The sequence below is a fragment of the Verrucomicrobiota bacterium JB022 genome (genome assembly GCA_030673845.1).
In the GTDB taxonomy this organism is placed as follows: domain Bacteria; phylum Verrucomicrobiota; class Verrucomicrobiia; order Opitutales; family Oceanipulchritudinaceae; genus WOUP01.
In genome coordinates this window covers 25,339-45,952 of sequence record JAUTCQ010000024.1, presented here as the reverse complement: position 1 = coordinate 45,952, position 20,614 = coordinate 25,339, and the positions used below count along the sequence as shown (strand labels likewise).

20 protein-coding genes are annotated in these 20,614 nt (G+C 61.5%); 7 read left to right on the top strand and 13 right to left on the bottom strand.

Features of this window, described 5'->3' with window-relative positions:
• Positions 1-44 precede the first annotated feature (44 nt).
• On the top strand, positions 45-650 hold the full coding sequence (gene rdgB, locus Q7P63_17880) for an RdgB/HAM1 family non-canonical purine NTP pyrophosphatase (protein ID MDP0501967.1): 606 nt from the start codon (positions 45-47) through the stop codon (positions 648-650).
• A 12-nt stretch (positions 651-662) separates the two neighbouring features.
• On the opposite strand, the gene Q7P63_17875 is transcribed toward rdgB, so the two are convergent.
• The 6 genes from Q7P63_17875 to Q7P63_17850 form a co-directional block, all read right to left on the bottom strand.
• On the bottom strand, positions 663-1,388 hold the full coding sequence (locus Q7P63_17875) for an exopolysaccharide biosynthesis protein (protein MDP0501966.1): 726 nt from the start codon (positions 1,386-1,388) through the stop codon (positions 663-665).
• A gap of 63 nt (positions 1,389-1,451) precedes the next feature.
• Positions 1,452-2,255: a pyrroline-5-carboxylate reductase gene (gene proC / locus Q7P63_17870; protein MDP0501965.1), complete on the bottom strand. Its 804-nt coding sequence runs from the start codon at positions 2,253-2,255 to the stop codon at positions 1,452-1,454.
• A gap of 71 nt (positions 2,256-2,326) precedes the next feature.
• Positions 2,327-3,499 (bottom strand): response regulator, encoded by a 1,173-nt coding sequence (locus Q7P63_17865; GenBank protein MDP0501964.1) that lies wholly within the window; start codon positions 3,497-3,499, stop codon positions 2,327-2,329.
• Positions 3,500-3,511: 12 nt separating this feature from the next.
• Positions 3,512-4,393 carry a bifunctional methylenetetrahydrofolate dehydrogenase/methenyltetrahydrofolate cyclohydrolase FolD gene (gene folD / locus Q7P63_17860; GenBank protein ID MDP0501963.1) on the bottom strand — a complete coding sequence of 294 codons (882 nt, stop codon included), beginning with the start codon at positions 4,391-4,393 and terminating at the stop codon, positions 3,512-3,514.
• A 50-nt stretch (positions 4,394-4,443) separates the two neighbouring features.
• Positions 4,444-6,051, bottom strand: a complete 1,608-nt coding sequence (locus Q7P63_17855) for a hypothetical protein (GenBank protein MDP0501962.1) — start codon at positions 6,049-6,051, stop codon at positions 4,444-4,446.
• A 35-nt stretch (positions 6,052-6,086) separates the two neighbouring features.
• On the bottom strand, positions 6,087-6,815 hold the full coding sequence (locus tag Q7P63_17850; protein ID MDP0501961.1) for a pseudouridine synthase: 729 nt from the start codon (positions 6,813-6,815) through the stop codon (positions 6,087-6,089).
• 130 nt (positions 6,816-6,945) lie between these two features.
• Between Q7P63_17850 and Q7P63_17845 the strand changes: the two genes are divergently transcribed.
• On the top strand, positions 6,946-7,986 hold the full coding sequence (locus Q7P63_17845; protein ID MDP0501960.1) for a FecR domain-containing protein: 1,041 nt from the start codon (positions 6,946-6,948) through the stop codon (positions 7,984-7,986).
• A gap of 113 nt (positions 7,987-8,099) precedes the next feature.
• On the opposite strand, the gene aroQ is transcribed toward Q7P63_17845, so the two are convergent.
• Together aroQ and Q7P63_17835 are read right to left on the bottom strand one after the other, a co-directional pair.
• On the bottom strand, positions 8,100-8,525 hold the full coding sequence (aroQ, locus tag Q7P63_17840) for a type II 3-dehydroquinate dehydratase (protein ID MDP0501959.1): 426 nt from the start codon (positions 8,523-8,525) through the stop codon (positions 8,100-8,102).
• A gap of 43 nt (positions 8,526-8,568) precedes the next feature.
• Positions 8,569-9,324: a Nif3-like dinuclear metal center hexameric protein gene (locus tag Q7P63_17835; GenBank protein MDP0501958.1), complete on the bottom strand. Its 756-nt coding sequence runs from the start codon at positions 9,322-9,324 to the stop codon at positions 8,569-8,571.
• 131 nt (positions 9,325-9,455) lie between these two features.
• Here Q7P63_17835 and Q7P63_17830 point away from each other — a divergent pair, with 131 nt between their 5' ends.
• Both Q7P63_17830 and Q7P63_17825 read left to right on the top strand, forming a co-directional pair.
• Complete coding sequence (locus Q7P63_17830; protein ID MDP0501957.1) at positions 9,456-10,259, top strand: C1 family peptidase; 804 nt, start codon at positions 9,456-9,458, stop codon at positions 10,257-10,259.
• A 43-nt stretch (positions 10,260-10,302) separates the two neighbouring features.
• On the top strand, positions 10,303-10,971 hold the full coding sequence (locus Q7P63_17825; GenBank protein ID MDP0501956.1) for an HAD family phosphatase: 669 nt from the start codon (positions 10,303-10,305) through the stop codon (positions 10,969-10,971).
• Between the two features lie 7 nt (positions 10,972-10,978).
• Here the strand turns inward: Q7P63_17825 and Q7P63_17820 are convergent, their stop codons facing one another.
• Both Q7P63_17820 and Q7P63_17815 read right to left on the bottom strand, forming a co-directional pair.
• Complete coding sequence (locus Q7P63_17820; protein ID MDP0501955.1) at positions 10,979-12,076, bottom strand: glycosyltransferase family 4 protein; 1,098 nt, start codon at positions 12,074-12,076, stop codon at positions 10,979-10,981.
• 14 nt (positions 12,077-12,090) lie between these two features.
• Positions 12,091-13,083, bottom strand: a complete 993-nt coding sequence (locus tag Q7P63_17815) for a glycosyltransferase family 8 protein (GenBank protein MDP0501954.1) — start codon at positions 13,081-13,083, stop codon at positions 12,091-12,093.
• 124 nt (positions 13,084-13,207) lie between these two features.
• Between Q7P63_17815 and Q7P63_17810 the strand changes: the two genes are divergently transcribed.
• The 3 genes from Q7P63_17810 (at position 13,208) to Q7P63_17800 (ending at position 16,362) form a co-directional block, all read left to right on the top strand.
• On the top strand, positions 13,208-13,804 hold the full coding sequence (locus tag Q7P63_17810) for a DUF4254 domain-containing protein (protein MDP0501953.1): 597 nt from the start codon (positions 13,208-13,210) through the stop codon (positions 13,802-13,804).
• Positions 13,805-13,811: 7 nt separating this feature from the next.
• Positions 13,812-14,633: a lysophospholipid acyltransferase family protein gene (locus Q7P63_17805; protein MDP0501952.1), complete on the top strand. Its 822-nt coding sequence runs from the start codon at positions 13,812-13,814 to the stop codon at positions 14,631-14,633.
• A 97-nt stretch (positions 14,634-14,730) separates the two neighbouring features.
• Positions 14,731-16,362, top strand: a complete 1,632-nt coding sequence (locus Q7P63_17800) for a fatty acid CoA ligase family protein (GenBank protein ID MDP0501951.1) — start codon at positions 14,731-14,733, stop codon at positions 16,360-16,362.
• Here the strand turns inward: Q7P63_17800 and Q7P63_17795 are convergent.
• The 3 genes from Q7P63_17795 to Q7P63_17785 form a co-directional block, all read right to left on the bottom strand.
• Complete coding sequence (locus Q7P63_17795; GenBank protein ID MDP0501950.1) at positions 16,359-16,847, bottom strand: hypothetical protein; 489 nt, start codon at positions 16,845-16,847, stop codon at positions 16,359-16,361. The genes Q7P63_17800 and Q7P63_17795 overlap by 4 nt on opposite strands.
• A gap of 66 nt (positions 16,848-16,913) precedes the next feature.
• Positions 16,914-19,229, bottom strand: a complete 2,316-nt coding sequence (gene fabD / locus Q7P63_17790; GenBank protein MDP0501949.1) for an ACP S-malonyltransferase — start codon at positions 19,227-19,229, stop codon at positions 16,914-16,916.
• Positions 19,226-20,518, bottom strand: a complete 1,293-nt coding sequence (locus Q7P63_17785) for a cytochrome P450 (GenBank protein ID MDP0501948.1) — start codon at positions 20,516-20,518, stop codon at positions 19,226-19,228. The genes fabD and Q7P63_17785 overlap by 4 nt, the downstream gene beginning before the upstream one ends.
• Positions 20,519-20,614: the final 96 nt, after the last annotated feature.

Here is a 20,614-nt window from a genome sequence, read left to right as displayed (position 1 = left end):
TTTTTTGCTCTTTTTAACTGCCATTCATGAACTAGACTGCACCTATGGATATTTTTGTCGCCACGGGGAACCGCCACAAATTGGAGGAGATCGACACCATGATGCGCGAGTCGCAGCTCGACGTGAACATCTACGGCGCACACGCGGTCGGCGGCATGCCGGAAGTGGATGAAAATGGCGACACCTTTGCCGCCAATGCCGAGCTGAAGGCGCGCGCGTTACTGCCTCTGCTCCAACCGGGGCAGTGGGCGTTGGCTGACGACAGCGGCATCGTGGTCGACGCACTCGACGGCCAGCCCGGCATCCACTCCGCCCGCTATGCCGGCACCCACGGCGCCGACGAGGCCAACAACGACAAGCTGCTGGCCGAATTGGGCGAGACGCCCCTGGAGAAGCGGACGGGCCGCTTTGTCTGTGCCCTTGCCTTGATCGACTCCGAGGGCAAGAGCCACATCTTCGAAGGCAAGGTGGAGGGGCACATCCTCTTTGAGCGCCACGGCGACCACGGCTTCGGCTACGACCCGCTCTTCCGCCCGGTGGGCTACGATACGAGCTTCGGTGTGCTGCCCGAGGAGGTCAAAAACGAGATCTCCCACCGCTCGCAAGCCCTCCGTAAGATGCGGGAGTGGCTGGCAAAGCAGAAGTGGTAGCCGCTCTGAGTTCTACCACCGGCGAAACAGCCAGCCGCGCAACAGCGTGCTGGGCGCTTCGATGGGGGGTGCGGCAGGGTCAGGTTCGGGCGCGATGCCCATCATGCCCTTGATCCATTCCTTGGCCGCTTCCACGCCTTGGGTGACAACGTGCGGGCCGTAGGCGATGACCACGTAGATGATGAAGCCGTAGAGGCAAAGGGCAAAGAAGCCGATCACGCAGGCGAAGAGGGAAAACAGACCATCTTCTTCCATCAGCCCGATGCCGAGGAGGAAGATCACCATCGCCGGGAAGGTGTTGGTATACGGGATGGGAAGGATCATGAGACAGGCCATGATCAGGACGAGCCAGCCCATGAGGCTCTTGCCCACTTTACCGCCGATCCACTTCATGCGCGGCTTGATCATGAACTCGATCCGCTGGAAGAACGAGGCGGCAAATTTCAGCATGTTGTCCGCCAGCTTCCGGTTGATCTTCATCTTGCGGAAGCGCTCCGGGAAGATTGGCACGTGGCGACCCCCGATCATCTGCACGGCCAACAGGGCCAGCATGATGCCAAACGGGGTGCTGTAGCCGGGCGCGGGGATGGGCAGGGCGCTGGGCAGGGCCAGCAGCACGAGCAACATGCCGAAGCCCTTTTCACCCACCCGGTCTACGAGCATACCGAGCTTGAGTTCCTGGTTTTCGCTGCCCGCGAGCAGCTTGCGAAAGTCTTCCGAGAGGCTGTGAGCGGCCATAAGTCAGAGGCGGAGCTTGGGGGCGGTCCCTTTGCTCCGCAAGTCGTAACGGTTGTAATCGCTCTAGCCCTGGGCCAGTTCTTCCGCCCGATGCTTGGCGGCCAGCACGGTGCGCTTCATCAGCTCGCGAAAGCCAGCCTGTTCCATCACGGCGAGGCCCGCGAGGGTCGTGCCGCCGGGTGACGATACCCAATTGCGATGCGTTTCCGGGGTCTCCGGCACCACATTGAGGAGTTCGCCGGCCCCGCGCACGGTCTGCAGCGCCAGACGGTAGCTCAGCTCGGCGTCGAGACCTGCCGCCACGCCCGCATCGCGCAGGGCGGCTACAAATTCAAAAACGTACGCCGGGCCGCTGCCGCTGACGCCCGTAACCGCGTCGATCTGGTCTTCCGTCACCGTCACGGTTTCGCCGAGCGCATCGAGGATGCTCTTTACCATCTGGTCGTCTTCATGGTCGAGCTCGCTGCTGGCCGCGTAGGCGGTAATGCCCGCGCCGATCTGGCCGGGGGTGTTGGGCATGGCACGCACGATGTTGCGAGCGGTGGGGAAGACGCTTTGCAGCTTGGCAATGGGGGTGCCGGCCAGGATCGAGATGATCAGGCGCTTACGGCCCAGCTCAGCCACATTGTCTGGCAGCTGGCCCAGCTGCTGGGGCTTGCAGGCGAGAACTACGGTATCGGCATCGCCAAACAATTCGTCGAGGCTCTCGGTGTAGCCGATGCCGGTCTTTTCCGCCAACTCCGGCCCGGTATTGTCGGCTGCGCTGGTGCAGATGATCTGCTCCGGCGCGGCCACGCGGTGACGCAACAACCCGGCTACGATGGCACTTGCCATGCGTCCGGCCCCAATGAAAGCGATCTTCGCCATGCGCAAAGGGGTAATGCCTTTTGGGCTACGACCGCAACTACGGACGCAACAAATCTGCCGTAAATCGCGCGTTAAGCCTCGTTTGCATCGTCGGGCTGGCTGGCCAGCACATCGAACTCATCGGTCAGCGGATCGCGAATCGGGTGCAGCAAGACGGCTTGCGTGCCAGCCTGCCCATCATGGTGCTTTTCCAACTTCACCGTGCCACCAAGGCTGTTGGTCGCGTGGCGGACAATGGTCAGGCCCATGCCGCGGCCCACTGCTGGGTGCCGCGAGACGAAGGGCTCAAACACGGTATCGGCCATGCTTTCCTTGACGCCCATGCCATGGTCGCTCACCACCACGCGCAGGTATTCGCAAAATTCACCCTTTTCGGTGCTCGTCTCCAGCCAGAGGCCGCGTTCGGTAGGCGGGGTGCCATCGGCGTAGCTCTCGTAGGCGTTGATCAACAGCCGCCCGATAATGTCTTCGAGCATCTCCTGGTTGGTGTCGATCGAGAGATCGCCCACCGGGTTGTTGACCACCACCACGGCTTCCGGCACCTGATACTCGGCCTTGAAACGCTGGATCGCGTTGTGGAGCACGGCAGGGACCGGAATGGCGGATTTTCGCACCCGGTCAAACTCCGCGATCGTCGTCAGCTCGCGCACGATCCCCACCATGCGTTTGACGGCCTGGTCCAGCTTGTCGCTGGTGCGCACTAGACGTTCGCGGTGGTCGAGCGACGCACGCATCAGGTCGAGGTAGCCGACCACGACGCCCAACAGGTTGTTGAGGTTGTGGGCAATGCCCTCCGTCACATGCGCGACGGCGGCGTGCCGGCGCGATTCGGCCAAGCGATTGCTCAACTCGAGATTCTGGCGGTAATTCTCCTGGATGCGCAGCTGTGTGCTGATCCGCGCCACCGTCTCGTCGAGGTCGATCGGTTTGGTGATATAGTCCGCCGCACCTACGTTGAGGCCTTCGAGTTTGCCCTCCTTGGAGGTCTTGGCAGTGATGAAGATAACCGGGATATCGCGCGTCTGCGGGTCTTCTTTCACCCGTCGGCACACTTCGATGCCGTCCATCATCGGCATCATGATGTCGAGCAGGATCACGTCGGGCCGCTCCTGCCGGACTTGTTCCAGAGCCTCGACGCCGCTGAAGGCAGAGTGCACCCGCATGCCCACCCGATCGAGCTTGCGCTCAAGGAGGCGAACGTTGATCGGTTGGTCATCGACGACCAGGACAAGCGGGGGCTTCATCGCTCAGGTATTTCAGGCGCGCTTCGAGAGTTGGAACGCTTTGTAAGTGTTGCGCATCAACATGGCAACCGTCATCGGCCCGACACCGCCGGGCACGGGAGTGATGGCGGCCACCTTGGGCTCCACTTCGGCAAAATTCACGTCCCCAGCGATGCGGTAGCCCTTCTTCTGGGTCGCATCTTCGACCCGGTTGATCCCCACATCGATCACCGTAGCGCCGGGCTTCACCATGTTGCCGGTCACAAACTCCGCCTTGCCGATAGCGGCGATCAAAATGTCCGCCTGGCGGGTGATGCTCGGGAGGTCGTTGGTGCGCGAATGGCAGACGGTCACGGTGGCGTTCGCCAGCGGGCCCTTGCGCATCATCAACAGGGCGGCGGGCTTGCCCACGATCAGGCTGCGGCCGAGCACAACGACGTGCTTGCCCTGGGTTTCGATATTGGTGCGGGCCAGCAATTCCACGACGCCCGCAGGGGTGCAGGCGACGAAGGCGTTCGGGTCTTCCTGCACGAGGCGCCCGAGGTTCGCGACGCTGAAGCCATCTACGTCCTTGTCGGGGCTCACGCGGTTGAAGACCGTGCGCTCGTCCATGTGGGCGGGCAGGGGAGCTTGGACCAGAATGCCATGGACGTCCGGATCGGCGTTCAGCTGGTCGATCTCGGCCAGCAGGTCTTTTTCCGAGATCGTGGGCTCGTAGACCTGCACGCGGCTGGTCATGCCGATCTGGGCAGCTGTCTTTTCCTTTTTGCGGACATAGAAGACCGAGGCGGGGTCTTCACCCACCCGGATAAAAACCACACAGGGGCGGCTATCAGCAGGCAAGGCGGAGACCTCTACCGTCAATTCTTCCACAATTTGTGCCGCGATGGCGTTTCCGTCGATCAGTTGGGCCATGAACTATTCAGTAGAATCGAATAAACGAAAGATAACTTTAGTTGAGACTTCTATGGAGCCATCAAGCGCATGTTGCGAGCCCGGATCACAATACCTTCCTCATCTGTTGTATCCCACAGGCCATAGACTTCCACCGGCTGGTTGGTATACTCATTAACGGTGCCCTGGATGAGCACGCCCGAGATGTCGACAAAGGCGATGCGCTTTCCGGATTCGCTCTGCAGCTCGAAGGCATACTTCGGGTAGCGCAAGGCATACCATTTGCGCGAGCTGGGGACGAGCTTGCCATGGAAGGTGTCGTGGATTTCGCCCGTGGCCGGCTGGAGCCGGGGCTCTTCGCGGTTGACGGGGTAGGGATCCGGCACCGGCGGGGCGACCCGCACTTTTTGGTTGCGCGCGATGGGGCCCGATTGCGGGGCAGGCGAGGCAAAAATTCGCGGCTGGATTTCGCGCACGCGCTGGACTTCGCCTGCCGCCGGGCGGGGCTCCGGTTGTGCGACGGGGGCCGGAGCCGCCTGAGGTTGGCGAGAGGGCTGAGCCACCGGCGTAACGGGCTGCGGAGCGGGGGCTGCGGGCGCCGGGCGGGAAGCCGTGGCCGGTTGTGGCTGCTGCGGCTGGAAGGTGCTGCTCCGGGTCGTGCTACGCGGGGCGGAGGGCGGAGGCGCATCCAGCGCAGTGATCGAAGCCGGGGGCGGGGTCGTGTTGTTTTCGTCCATCACCGGCTCCGTCACCTCGACCACTTGAGCGCGGGGCGGGCGGGCTGGTGTGGTGGCCGACGCTTCCTCGACGGTCGAAGCAGGCAGCACAAAAAAGTCGTCGCGCGCCGGTTGCACCTGTTGACGCGATGGGCTGGCGGGCGTAGGGGATGCGACCGGGGCAGGCGTGGCGCGGGGCGTCACTGGAGCGGGTTGCGGCGCGGGCTCCTCGTTGAGGGGCGAATTATAGACCAGCAGCGGCTCGTCCGGCTGGTTGGGGTTGAGGTTGAAGCTGGGGCCGCTGCCATCCGGGCTGCGCGGGGCGCCGCTGCCGTTGGAAGTACCACGCATTTCGGCAATCTCTTCCGCCACCCCGCGTGGGTTGTAGCCGATGGACTGGCCGGGAGCGACTTCCTTTTGCACGCCATCGACCATGATCGTGACTTTCTTCGGCTCCGGGCGGGCTTCACGGGCGGGCGCCTGCTCTTCCTTTTTCCCCCAGGGGAGGCTGAAGAACGCCAGTTTGCGCCCTTCCTTCTGGGCCTCTGCCTCTTCCTGCGCGGGGTAGTAGACGTAAACGGGCTTGCTCAGCTTGATGCGTGTCCACCACTGGTTGCCGTCGATCACCTCAACCTGATCGCCCTCCAGCACCGTAGCGATGGGGGGCAGCTGGGAGTTGGGCTCCAGTTGCACTCGAGTCCCGGGCCGGGGCATGCCTGTCGTCGTATTTAGAGTCGTAGCGCTGATATATCCGTACCAGGGGCCTTCATAAACGGCGCCCACCCAACCGCGCGGCACGTCGAGCGGAGAGTCGTCGGTCAAGCGCACCTGCCGGCTGGGCAGGCTGACGTCGATCACCTCCGGGCTGTCTGTACGGGGTTCGATATAGAGGGTGACGCCGGGGAGCGAGCCGGCGATACCAAGGAATACGGTTGCAGCGAGCGCGAGCCGTTTTGCCATCATCGCGATTCAATAAGTAGGTTATTCCCCTGAGGCGTTCAGCTCAACAAACGGCGAATTTCGTTGCGACCGAGCACTTGGAAAGCACCGGCGCTGAGGCCCTTGAGGGAGTACTGGCCGATCTGAAACCGTTGAAGATAGCGCACATCGTAGCCCAGTGCATAAAAAAGACGGCGAATTTCACGTTTTTTACCGTGATCGAGGTGCACCTCCAGCCGCTTGCCGCTTTCAGGGCCCTTCGCCGTGTTGGTGATCACCCGCTCTACCTTGAGGCGTTCCCCTTCCCAGCTGATGCCGTTGAGCAGCTTACCGCGGTCCTCATCGGAGAAGGTCCGGTCGAGCTCCACCCGGTAGCGCTTGATCACCCGATTGGTTGGGTGGGTCAGGCGCTGGGCCAGGTCGCCATCGTTGGTCAGGATCAACAAGCCCTCGCTCTCCAAGTCCAGGCGACCGGCGATCAGCAGGCGCTCCTTTTGCAGGGGCAGAGGCAGCAGTTCAAATACCGTGCGCTGGTGGTGAGGGTCGTGGTGACTGCAGAGGTAGCCCTTGGGCTTGTGCAGCGCCAAGGTGACGTGGGTGCGTTGCTTGGCGAGCACGCGGCGGCCATCGAGTTTCACCACCGACTTGCCGGGGATCACCTTCGTGCCTGGTTCGGCCACCTCGCCGTCCACTTCCACTCGACCTTCCAGGATCATGCGGTCGGCATTGCGACGGGAGGCAACCCCTTGTTCGGCAAGGTATTTCTGAAGACGGACGGACTCTTGCATGAGATAAACTACGCAACATGCGACATTCGGAGCAATCTTACAATGGATTTACGCGCAAACCAAGGCTTTCGCCTTGCTGCGACGGCTGCTATCGTTTGTAATTGCAGGTAATCTATTAAGTCCCCAGCCGATGAGATTTAACCGTTCAATCCTGCCTGTTTTCCTGTTCGCCTGGCTTGTTTCCGGGCTTTTTGCGGCCGCCGATCAGCCGGCCATCGCTCGCCTTCTCAAAGTCTCGGGCGATTACATATTGCTCAACCCCGAGGGCGAGGAGCGTCAGCTGGATGGGTCGCGTCAACTTTACGAGGGCGAAGTCCTCCAGACCGGTGAAGACAGCACCGGCGTCATCCTCTTCTCGACCGGCACGGTCGCCACCCTGCGGCCTGAGACGACGATCGAGATCGTTCGTAATCGTCAAGAGACCGTCGACGAGGCGGCATCATTGAAAGCCGCCCAAGAGACGACCCCTAGCGATGTTCAGATCAAGCTGTACAACGGTAGCGTCATCTCCGACGTCAAAAAGCTCCGCGGGGACTCCACCTACCAAATCCACACCCCACTTGGCACCGCAGGCGTCCGGGGTACTCTTTTTCAGACGATTTACATAACTCCGATCATCAACCCGGTGCAGCTCCAGCCGGGCAATTTGGTGCGAAATACGTCCTTCACGCCATCCATCCTGGCCAACTTCGATTCGAATATTGCTCGTCTTCTCGAGGCGCGAGTAAATGCCCTCCAGAACAGGATCGGATCTCTATCCATCCATGTATTTACTGGCGGAGTGACTTATAATGTCGGGCCCTATGGGACCATCACCCAAGGGGGCAATAATCAGACGGTTAACATTTCCGGCGGCCAATCGGGGTTCTTTACTCCTACTCAGCAGGGCAATAACCCCGGGCCGCTGAATGTAACGCTCACCTATACGCCGAACAGCATCGGGCAGGAGATCCAATTCCAGGCGCAGCAGTCCCGTAATATTGTGGTCGAGACCAACCCTGATACCAGCTTCTCGGATCCGTTGCTCCCGGATGATGGCGGGAATGAAGGAGGAGACGATACGGAGGTCCAGAGTCCATCCAGCGGCACCGATGACGAATTCGAAGACATCGACTTGCCGGACCTGCCGGGAGATCTGGAAGACATAACGCAGGCTGATATCGAGAGCTAGATCGCGCGAGCATATTGACTCTACCAAGGCTGATCGAGCCGGAGGGCTTCCCCTCCACGCTCTCATCAGTCTTTTTTATTGGGCGAGCCTTAAACGCCCCCCTGGGGGATCTATTACGCCAATGCGCGTAGCGCGAGCGAGTAACCCTGCAGGCCCAGGCCGCAGATCACGCCTGCTGCAACCGCCGAGATGTAGGAGTGGTGGCGAAACTCCTCGCGCTGGTGCACGTTGGAGATATGCACCTCGATCACCCTGAGGCCACTGCCCTTGATCGCATCGCGCAGGGCCACGCTAGTGTGAGTGTAGGCCGCAGGGTTGAGGACAACGCCCGCTACGCCCGCGTCGGCCAGTTCCCACAAGTGGTCGACCAGCGCGCCTTCGTGATTGCTCTGGAAGAAGCGCACCGCCACGCCCAGCCCCTCGGCCTCGGAGCGCAGTTGACGCTCGAGATCGGTCAGGGTGCCTGCGCCGTAGACGCCCGGCTCGCGTTGGCCGAGGCGGTGCAGGTTGGGTCCGTTGACAATGGCGATGGTCTTCATGGCGAGCACCTTAAGCGGCTGGAGGCTCCGCTGGCAAGTCAACTCAGAGCGGGCACTCCGTCTCAATGAAGGTCCATTCGAGCCCAAATTTGGCCGCCACTTCGGCCGCGAGAGCGCGCACGCCATAGGTCTCGGTGTGGTAGTGGCCGCCGATCAACAGGTTGAAGCCCTCCTCCTGTGCGAGGGTGAAGTGCTCCTGCCGCAGCTCACCCGTCACCAAGGTATCGACGCCGTGCTGCTTGAGGTAGGGCAGGGCACTGCGTCCGCTTCCGGTCAGGATCGCCACGCGCCCCGGGTTTTCACTACCGTAGAGGATCTGCTTGAACGGCCCCGGAAAGAGCTGCTGCAACCGGCGCGCCAGCTCGTTGCGGTCATATGGGCAGCGCGCCAGCAGCCCGATCGGCTCACCCTCGTGCGGCAGGAAGCGCTCGTCGGGCTCCAGCCCCAAATCTTTGGCCAGCAGGGCGTTGTTGCCGATTTCCGGGTGCGCGTCGAGAGGCAGATGGCTCCCGTAGAGCGCGAGGTTGGCGTCGAACGCCGTCTTGATCTTGCGGTAATGCTTGCCCGAGATGCTCTTGATCCCGCTCCAGAACATCCCGTGGTGCACGATCAGGAAATCGACCCCCTGTTCGGCGGCACGCTGGATCGGAACCAGCCCGCCGTCGACGGCGGCACCGATCTTGGTAACAGTGCCGTTGTTTTCGATCTGCAGACCGTTTTCAGCGCCCGGGAAATCGCGGATCTCGAGTCGGCGGGTGCGTTGATCACAAAAGGCGAGGACTTCGCTGAGCTTTGCCATGCCACCAACCTTGCACGCCTGTGCTCCAATGCAACGCGATTCCCGCATCTGCAGAAAGAGGTGAGGTTAAAAATTCATTTCTGCGGCTGAAAGCGATTGCAAGCGACGGTTTGACCGAAGATAGAAGAGGCATGCCGCTCCGCTTGGTCGCCCTCTCCATTTTAGCCCTGATCTCTGTCTCGCAAGGCTGGGCGGAGGCATTCCCGCGTGGGATGCCAAAAGAGGTCGACCACCGCGCCAAGTATGCCGAGCTGATCTACGGGCTCGAAAATCAAGGCATGCGCCCCTCCTGTTTGATCTTTGCCGTCGTTACCTGTCTGGAATTCCAGCACTACCAGAAAACCGGTCAGCAGTTGCAGTTATCGGAAGATTACGTGCTCTACCACGCCTATCTCGACCGTAATGAAGACCCCTTCAAGGCGGTGCAGGAGCTGGGCGCGCGCGACGCCGGGTTCAACTTTTCCGAGATCTACGGCACGATCCGCCAGCATGGCATCTGCACTTATGAGCGTATGCCGACTACCGTCGGTGCCAGCTCGGCCGATCTCGTCAAGCCCGACGCCGCTGCGCTCCGCGACGCCCGGCAGCGCCAAAAGCTGCATTACAAGCTTCTGGGCAACTCCGAAGACCCCAAGGCCGCCATGCTCGCAGCGATGAAGGCCCTGCAGGAAGGCCAACCCGTTGTGATGTCAGCGAAATGGCCCGCCTCTGCCGGGCTGAGCCGTGCCGTGCTGATCGACACGCAGCCGCCCGGCCCAGGCCACCACGCCGTCGCCCTCGTCGGCTACCAGAATGAAACAGGCAAGCTGGAAGACACCGTCTTCATTTTTCGCAATAGCTGGGGCCGCCACTGGGGCGTGAACGGCTTCGGCTTTATCTCCTGGTCTTATCTGGCGGACAACCTCGATACCTTCATCGCGGTATCCGCACCGTAGATTTGGCGTGCACCGCCGCCCGTTCGCTGCATGGTGAAAGGCGATGAAGCCGCAAGCCATCGTCTTTGACCTCGACGGCACCCTGGTAGATACCGAGCCGACGAGCCTCCGTAGCTGGCACCTTGCCGCCAAAGCCCTCAACTACCCGCTGCCGGAGGACTTTGTCGACAGCATCATTGGGCAAAACGCGACCCTCATCCGCCAGCGCCTGCACGAGGTGACGCCAGAAGGCTTCGACCCCGAAGCGTACTTCGAAGAAGCCCGCCAGACTTACCACCGCCTGCTGCACGACGAACCGGTGCCGCTCAAGCCCGGGGCCGAAGGCATGTTGCGCTGGCTTTCCAGCCTCGACATCCCATTGGCGATCTGCACCTCCACCAACCGCTTCGAGGCCGAGCACAAGCTGGGCTCCAACGGCCTGCTCGACTACTTCCAAGGGCTCGTGTGCGGCGATGAGGTGGCGCACGGCAAGCCGCATCCCGAGCCGTACCTCAAGGCGGCGGAATTGCTCAAGCTGCCGCCCGAAGCCTGCATCGCGGTCGAAGACAGCCCCAACGGCGTCCGTGCGGCCCACGCCGCTGGCATGCGCGTGATCCTTATCCCCGATATGGCGGCAATCATGCAGGAAGTCGAAGCCCTCTGCTGGCAACGCGTCGACCACCTCGACGCCGCCCGCGCCTGTCTACTCGCTGAGCTGGAGCGGCAGCGGTAGGGGTGGCTTACGGCTTAGAGGCATGATGTTCTAGTAGCGTCTGCTCGTATACTTGCATGACCTGCCGGGTCATCGCTTCGCTGGAAAAATACTCCAGCGCCACCTTTTCGGCTTGGGTAGCAATCGTTTGGCGGCGAGCGCAGTCCGCTTGAAGAGCGGCAATGGTGTCGGCCATATCTTCGGCATCTCCACTGCAGACGACGGAAGCCATCCCGGGTTCGCGCAAGATATCCGCAATGCCTCCTACGCCAGTAGTTACGACAGGGGTGCCGAGCAACATACCCTCAATTACCACCAATCCAAACGGCTCCTGACGCGATGGCACCAACAGCAGGTCGGCCGCGCGCATCAGACGCTGTATATCGGGCCGAAACCCAAGGAAGCGCACTTGATCGGAGACCTTCCACCTTTGCGCCAAGGCTTCCAGCTCTTGCTGATAGGCATTTGTCGCACCCGCGATTAAAAGACGAGTATCAGGCCAGCGCGAAGCCAGCTTAGCCAAAGCTTCAATAGACAAATCCTGTCCCTTGGCTGCACTTAGCCGCCCGGCATGTAGCCAGAGCGGACCAACTAAGGGCAGCCCAAGCTCTTGCCTCAGCTCCACCTGTAGTGCCTCTTTGGGCTGTTGCCGCCAAGGGCCAAGATGTGCACCACTGCCGTTCGGGATGAGGTGGACGCGCTCTGCTGGCAGCCCTGCCTCAAGGTAATAACGATGTGTCGCCTGAGAAATGCTGATCAGATGCCCGCTCTGCACGGCTTTATGATAAGCCGGATGGTCTTTATGGATGTGCAGGTGGGCAACCGTCGGCACTCCCAGTTGGCAGAAAAAAGGGGCCAGCTTCACCGCCCCAGTTAAATGCAGGTGGACGATATCAACACCCACCTCGCGCACGAACCGTCGAAGATTCCATTGCGGCCAGAAACGCGAAATCTTCACTTGGGCATTGCGTAGACCCGACTGCGCAACGATTCCCGACAGCTCACCCCCGCCGCGTCCCGCCATCCACGTCTCATGCCCCCATGCCTGCTGCTGGAGCGCCAGCGTCAACGCTAGTTGTTCCGAGCCCGCGAAATGGCGCGAGACGATGAAATGCAGTATCTTCATGGCTCGAACCGCCACTAAGCTCTGCGCAAAATGCGTTTACCAGAAATCGCCCCATAGGCCTGGTAAACGTATTCGGTCGCCCACATCCGAATGGCGCGGCGCATGTAGGCCCCCCGGGTGAAATTCACGTTGTAACGTTTTTCGTCCACATGGCGTTTTTCCCAGTCGGTCATGTCGAGATAGCGATAAAACTGCTGAATGATGCCATAGCTACCGTTGCGGTGGTAAAACCATGGCTTGAACTTTAAGATAGCATGGTAATTCACCGCTTCCCGATAAGGTATACGTGGACGGTTTTCGGAAAGAATGATAAGCCGGTTCCAGCTCGGGTCCAGTTTTGTCCAGTCTTGGTAATGAACGACGTTCAGGATCGTTTGGTCTTCCTGCTGCGGGTTAAATGCGGCACGGCTGCAGAGCTGAGCGATCCGTTCGGATGTCTTCAGGCTCCTGATACGCTCCAGGTCGAGTATGAGAAAGCCCGAATTAAAATACGGAGCTTTAGCGTTGAAACCGAGATCGTTGTATAGGAGCGCGTCTTTCGTATTCCCAAGCGTGCCGCGGACATCGGCACAAGCCGCAATCGAGGTCGATAGCTCCTGCTTGAAAACCGAGGCCAGATCTTTGTTGATGATGATATCCGTATCGCTGTAGATCGCCTTCTTTAAATCAGGAAACAGTTCCGAGATCTGAAACCGAGCGTAAGCCGCAGGGCTCAAATAGGTGTTGGTGATAGGGAAGCTTGACAGCAAGTCTCCGCAGATCGGATGGAAGCTTAACGCATGTCGGTCGCCTAAAATGGGAGCGAGGCTTTTCTGAAGCTGTTGCTGATAGTCGGAGCCGATGCCCGAATCGAGCACACGAATGTCCAACTTCCAGCCTGGATCGAGGTTGCGGATGGCTGAAACGACCGTTACGACGAGACCTGTAACGTAGTTCCGATCGGCAGCAACAATCAAAGGGAGAGTTGCTTCGGCAGCCGGATATGCGGGATTCTGGGAAATCTTCATTCGACAACTAGGACAATCTTGATACACACCGGATGGAACTGATGGCGTCAAGACTCTGTTCATACGCCACCTTACCCAGCGTTTTTGACTGGCTTTTACGCCGAAAGCCGTTTCGCATGGGAGGATGCAAGCGAAAGTCGTGGATGCGCTCGTGGAGCTGCAGCGGGAACGGACCGTGCGATGGCACGAAGAAAAACCGCAGGCCAGCCTGCAGGAGGGGCTGCTCGCGCTGGTGGAACAAAACCACCTGCGTAACTTCCTGCTCTGGCACGAGGAAGATGTGGCTCGTCGCGACGACCTCGGGGCCGAAGCCGTCTACAAGGCCAAGCGGGCCATCGATGGCTACAACCAGCAGCGCAACGACTTCATGGAGAAGATCGACCAGCATTTTGTCGACGTGCTCCAGCCGGTGACCGAGGGCGTGCCCTTCAACTCCGAAACGCCCGGCATGATGTGCGACCGCCTTTCCATCCTGGCCCTCAAGGAATTCCATATGGAGGAGCAGACGCAGCGATCTGACGCTTCGCCCGAGCACATCGAGAAGTGCACGCACCGCCTCGCCGTGATCCGCCGCCAGCAGGCCGACCTGGGGCAGGCCTTGCGCGAGCTGGTGCGCGAGGTGCGCGAAAAGCAGCGCAGCTTCCGCGTTTACTACCAGTTCAAGATGTACAACGATCCTTCGTTGAACCCCGAACTCTACCGCAAAGCTCCTCAGTCGTAGCCCGCGCATGTCCCTCGTTCCGACCCGCGATTTCCCGACTGGCGACTACCATTCGCCGGCCGACCTCAAGCCCCGCTGGTGGGCGCGTCCCTTTCCCACGCTCGCCTTCTACGCGGGTGTCTTCCGCATCGTGCAGTGGTCCAAGGATTTGGCCTGCCATGGGGAATATGGCGATGAGCGCTGGATCGAGGCCTCCTGGTATGTCTGCCGTCAGTTCGAGAAGTGTGGCGCACCGCTCCACATCGAAGGTGTCGAGCACTTCCGGGATCTTCCGGGTCCGCTTGTGTTTATCGGCAACCATATGAGCACGGCGGAGACGTTTATGCTCGGCTCCCTGATCGGCCCACACAAGCCGGTGACTTTCGTGGTGAAGAAGAGCCTGGTGACTTACCCGCTCTTCGGCCCCGTCATGCGTTCACGAGACCCTATCGTGGTGGGCCGCGAAAATGCGCGGGACGACCTCAAGATCGTGCTTGAAGGCGGTGAGGAGCGCCTGAAACGAGGGCGTTCGCTGATCGTCTTCCCGCAGCGGACCCGTACGGTCGACTTCAACCCCGCAGAATTCAATAGCATCGGGGTCAAGCTGGCCAAGCGCGCTGGCGCCACCGTGATCCCGGTTGCGGTCAAGACCGACGCCTGGGGCAACGGCACCAAGCTCAAAGACTTCGGGCCCTTCGACGCCAGCAAGCCCGTGCACGTGGCCTTCGGCGAGCCTCTGCAAGTCACAGGCACCGGCAAGGAAGCCAACGAAACGGTCATTGCCTTTATCCAGCAAAAGCTCGCCGAGTGGGAGTTGGAAGACGCCGCCTGGCGTGAGAGAAAAAAGTAGGCGGCAGAACGCAGTGGAGCCGTCAACGCTGTCCAAGCTCAACCCTCGTGCAGCTTCTGCTTCCTTTTCTTCATTCTCCTCTGCTAAGATTCTCTCCATGACCGCTCCCTCTGCCAATGTCGCTCGCTTTCTTCCCCGCATGGCTGCTCAGGTGCCTGAGCATTGCGCGGTAAAAGTGCCACTGGGGCAGGGGAGCGACGGCACCATCCGGTACCGGGAGCGCAGCTTCGCCGAGCTTGAGCGCGAGAGCAACGCGGTCGCCCATTTACTTGAGCAGCGTGGCATCCGGCGCGGCACCCGCACGCTGTTGATGGTCAAGCCGGGGCTGGACCTGATCCAGCTCACTTTCGCACTCTTCAAGGTCGGCGCGGTCCCGGTAGTGATCGACCCGGGCCTTGGGCTCAAACACTTCCTGCGCTGCGTGCGCCACACCCAGCCCGAGGCAATCGTCGGCATCCCGCTCGCGCAGGCCGTAAGGCAGGTCTTTCGCGGCAGTTTCAAGAGCGTGAAGCGCGGCTTGACGGTCGGCGGCAGTTTTCAAAAGCACGTGCAACAGCAAGCCGGACGACAAGCCGATTACCACCCGGTCGAGGCCCGACCCGATGAGCTGGCCGCGATCCTCTTCACCAGCGGCTCGACCGGCCCCGCCAAGGGGGTCTGCTACACGCATGCCATGTTCGACGCGCAGGTGCGGTTGATCGGGCGGCAATACGCGATCCAGCCCGGCGAGGTCGACCTGCCCATGCTGCCCGTCTTTGCTCTTTTTAATCCAGCGTTTGGCATGACGACGATCGTGCCGCTGATGAATCCTAGCCGCCCCGCGACGGTCGACCCGGCCGTGATCGTGCGGGCTATTCAACAGGATCAGGTCACCAATTCGTTCGGTTCGCCTGCCCTCTGGACCAAGGTGGTGCGGCATCTGGAGCAGACCGGTGATACGCTGCCCAGCCTGCGCCGTATTCTGATGGCGGGTGCGCCTGTCCCTCCCGGCCTGATCCAGCGGCTGAAGCGCTTCCTGCCCAATGGCGAAATTCACACCCCCTATGGAGCCACTGAGTGCCTGCCGGTCGCATCCATCAGCGGCACGGAGGTGCTGGAAGAAACGGCAACGCAAACGGCAACCGGCGCGGGCACTTGCGTGGGCAGACCGCTCCCGGAAGTTGAGGCACGCATTATTGATTTGCACGAAGGACCGCTGGCGGACTGGTCCACCGTGCGCGTGCTGCGTCCCGGGCAGATCGGTGAAATAGTCGTGACTGGCCCGAGCGTAACCGAGAGCTACGACCGCCTGCCCGAAAAGACGGCCGCAGCGAAGATCCGGGATGGCCAGCGCATCTGGCACCGCATGGGCGATCTCGGCTACCGCGACGTCGACGGGCGACTGTGGTTCTGCGGGCGCATGGCTGAGCGGGTGGAGACCGAGCACGGCACGCTGTACACGGACCCCATCGAGGCCATCTTCAACCAGCATCCGCTTGTCTTCCGCAGTGCCCTGATCGGCCTGGGTGCGCGGCCTCTGCAGGTCCCGGCCATCGTGATCGAGCCTTACGACAAGCTGACTCCCGTTTTGCAAGAGCGGCTGGAGACGGATCTGCTCGCCTGGGCCGCAAGCCACGAGAAGACGCGCATGATCCACAAGGTTTTCTTCTTCAAGCCCTTCCCGGTGGACGTGCGTCACAACGCCAAGATCCACCGCCTTACGCTGCAGAAACGCTTCGAGCAGCGTTAGCGATTCGAGGAGTTGCGCTGCGAATCCTCATAGAGCCATACCATCCGGTCGAGGAACCAGAGCTTGCCCAGGATTACGAGGACCAATCCTAGCATGAGGCTCCATTCGTGGAGGGCAAACAACCCCCACGCCACGTATGGCATACCGAGGCTCGCGACGACCGAGAGCACGTAGGGGGCGATTCGATGCCGGGGCGCGAGTGAATTGCGGGGCGATTCCGTCCAGATACGTTCGCCCAGGACAGCCCGGGAGGCCCAGCTGCGAGTGCTGCGCGGCGGCGGAAAGGCCCGGGGATTGATCCACACCCATAGGACCAGCACCACAATCGGCACCCAGCACCAGGCGCCGATCCAGACGCGGCTCCAGATGGCCAGGCTGAGTGCAGGCAGGATCGCAAAGCGCGTCCAGACGCTCCAGGGGTTTGCATGGCGACGCCAAGTGGCATCGTCCATCGCGTGGGCCTTGGTCAGGATCTCGGAAAGCATGGCAGGAAGCGGCCAGCTTAGTCGCACAATCACCAACTGCAACGTCAACGAAATAAGCCTAAACCCCTAGCGATACTCCGGCGGGGTGGAATGCGTTGCGGGCGGCTGGCTCCATGAGGCCATGCGCTGAGTCAGCAGCTCGGCGGTAGCCTCCATCAGGCGCTGGCCAATCACATCGACATGGCGCTGCCTCCAGTGCTCCAGCTCGGTTCCTTTTGCCCACTGGTTAAACGCCCCCAACGCCGGGCCGCAGTGGATCTGGTAGTCTACCCGTTGGCTGGTGTCGCCGCACAGAGCGAGGCGCATGCTGTGGATGAAATACCAGCGGAAGATCAACGCCATCTTTTGCTTCGGGTTGGCCTCCGCCCGGGTCAGCGCATCCGGTCGACTGCGGGCGTAATAGGCACGCGTCTCCTCCCACACCTCGTCGAAGCTGCGACGGAAAAAGCGCTCCTGGATCTGTTCGCGCAGTTTGGGCGGCAGATCGTCCAGTGAGTCGTAATGGCGGTAAAGGTCGTGCAGCTTGTTGGCGCGCGCCGGGAAAAACAGGCTCTTCTTCACCACCTGCACCTTCGCGCCCAGCTCAAACATGTCGCCTGCCGGGGCATACGCCGTGTCCTGCACGTTAAGGGTCTGCAACAGGTCTTTTACCGCGTCGCTGGTGCCGGCTTCCGGGGTGCATTGATTGATCGACCCGGTCAGTACAAAATCGGCGCCCAGCACAAAAGCCGCTGCGGCTGCCTGAGGAGTGCCGATGCCGCCCGCTGCACCTACGCGGATCGCCTGCGGGTAGCGGTGGCGCGCCATTGCCGCGTCGCGGACCGCCTGGATGGCCGGAAGCAGCGCATAGGGCGATCCCATGTCGGTATGGCCTCCCGAGTCTGCCTCGGCGCACAAGTCGTCTGCCACGGGGATGCGGCGGGCCAATTCCGCCTGCTCCGCCGTAATGACACCGCTTGCTCGCAGGCGCTCCAGCAGCTTTTCCGGCACGGGGCTGGTAAAGGCTTCCGCCACCTCCGGTCGCGAAACCTTGGCCAGCACCCGGTTGGGCACGACCACCTTGCCGTCTGCGCCGCGTGTGATTCCCTGCAGGCGGTAGCGGGCAAGGGCAGGCGTGATCTGGAAAAACGCCGCCGCCTCTACGCGTCGCACGCCATGCCGCAAAAGCAGGTCGACCGTCTGCTCTTCCAGCGCCGGGTGGTCGGGGTGGCAAATCAGGTTGACGCCCCACGGGCGATTCGGGCCCAAGTCGCGCTGCAAGGTCTGGATGGTCTGTTCGAGCGTCGAAAAGTCGACCCCGCCCGCCCCAAAGAAGCTGAGCAAGCCGGCCCGGGCCATCCGCGAAACCAGCGCCACCGACGCAATTCCCTTATACATTGCACCCGCCACGTAGGCGAGGCGACAGCCGTAGGCGCTGCGAAATTCCGCACTGCCCAGTTGCTCGGGCTGCAGGCCGTTTACCCTCGCGAGAGCGGAGGAAGGGGTGGGGCGGATGACAGGTTTAGGCGACGTCAATACGATGGGCGGCGCGTGGCGGCGGATCTTGCCGACCAGCCCCGTCAGCACGTTTCCCGGACCGACCTCTTCAAATTGTTCCACGCCCAAGCCCATCAGCACCTGCACCGTCTCGGTCCAGCGCACGCGATCGGTGATCTGCCCGGCCAAGGTCTCCGCCAGTTGGCCCGACTCGTAGGGGCGGGCGGTGCGATTGGCGATTACCGGGATCCGAGGCTCACGCAATTCCTTTGTGGCGAGGAAGTCCGCAAACTCCAACCGTGCCGGCTCCATGTAACGCGAGTGAAAGGGAGCACTGACGCGCAGAGGGATGTAGCGCGCCCCTGCCCGGCTAAACGGTGCTTCTGCCGTGGCAATGGCTTCGCGCGGCCCTGAGATTACCGCCTGGTCAGGCGAATTCAGGTTGGCGAGGTCGAGCGCATCCAGCCCCTCCTCGCTCAAGATCGCCTGCACTCGTTCGGCATCGAGGCCCACGATGGCGGCCATCCCGCCGCCGCTCGCAGCGGCCATCAGGCGCCCCCGCCGCTGGGTCAGCTCGACCCCCGTGCGAAAGTCGAAAACATCTGCAGCAAAGAGGGCGGTGTATTCGCCCAGGCTATGCCCGGCTACGACTTCCGGGGCCGGTTCGCCTTTGCCCCGACGCGCCAGGTAGTTGAGCGCCGATACGACAAAGAGCGCAGGCTGCGTAAACTGCGTCTGCCCCAGTTCGCGGCGCGGGTCCTCCAGGCACAGCTCGCGGATCGAGTAGCCGAGCACCTCGTCGGCAATGGCCACCTCGCGGGGAAAGGCATCGAACAAGTCGGCCCCCATGCCCTTTTGCTGGGAACCTTGACCGGGGAAGAGATGAGCGATGCGAGCGGTGATCATGCTTGGAAGGAGCTGAGGTAAACCTGAGGGCCACCCTGAGGGGCATAGAAGACGCCTTCCAGGATAGGGGCAAGGGCAGGGCTGGCGAGTTCCATGTTTACCTGACGAAACAATGTCGCCAGGACCGTCTCCATTTCGCGGATCGCGAAAAGTGTGCCGACGCATTTACGATTGCCTCCACCAAACGGCGTAAAGCCTGAAGCTTTGCTGCTGCCACCCAAAAAACGGTCTGGCAAAAACGTTCGGGCTTGGGGAAAGAGGTCTTCGCGGCGATGCAGGAGGTAGGGGCAGTTGGCTACCATTGTGCCGGCGGCCAGCGTGTAAGGCCCTAAATCAAAGTCCTCCTTCACCAGTCGCACGCCTGCGGTCACCATGATGGGGCTGAGCCGCAGAGACTCTTGCACCACTGCGGCCAGGTAAGGCAAAGTCTCCGCCTCGGAGCCAGCCGCAGCCAGTTCCAGCCGCAGCCGGGCGTGCACCTCCGGGTGGGAGAGGATCCACGCGACCGCCCAGGCCAGACTGACCGCTGTGGTATGAAAGCCGGCGATCAGGATCAGCAGCAGCTCGTCAAGCAAGTCGTCGTCGCTCAATGGCGTGCCGCTAGGGTCCGTAGCGTGCATCAAGTGCTCGCAAAGGCTTGCCTGCTCGTCGAGGCGTATGGGCATCCGCCTCCGTCGGGCGATTTCCTCCCTTAACAGGGCGCTGAGATGAGCCAGCATCCGGTTGCTGGACTCGGCGGTAGCCGTCGCTTGTTGAGTTTCGATCGCGCCGCTGTATCGCTGGCGCAAGGCCTCATTCGGGGAACCGAAAAGGGCCGCGAGGTTGGCTTCCAACGCGATTTCCTGCATTACCGGCAGCAGGGAAATCGGCTCGCCGTGCGGCAGGCGCGCCAGGCGCTGTTGCGCGAAGCCCCGCACGTGCTGCGTTGCGCTGGCCACCTGCGACTTGCCGAGCCCTGCCATCACGATCCGCCGTCTCTGCTGGTGGGCCTCACCGTCGAGGGCGAGGATGCAATGAGGGCGCAGAACCTCCCCGAACAGCACACGGTTGGCCTCTCCGGCCCGGATCGCATCCGTATTGGCGCGGTAGAGTTCGCCCAAAAGCGTGGGCTCGTAGACAAACACCCAATCGCCGTTGGCGCCCAGATGTTCGGTCCCGAAAGTGCCGAGGCGTAAGGTAAAGCAGTCGGGGTAAAGAAGGGCACACCGATCTAACAAATCGAAGGGTGTGGAGAAATAGGCATGAATTGCCTCTTCGGACGTCAGTGAGGGGCCGGCAGGTTGAGACATGAGACAAGCAAGGAGAAGGTTTGGACCTGCAACAAAAGAAACCGTATGAGATTAAGGCACGAGATACCTTCTATTTTCAAGTTTGTAGTGGTTGCC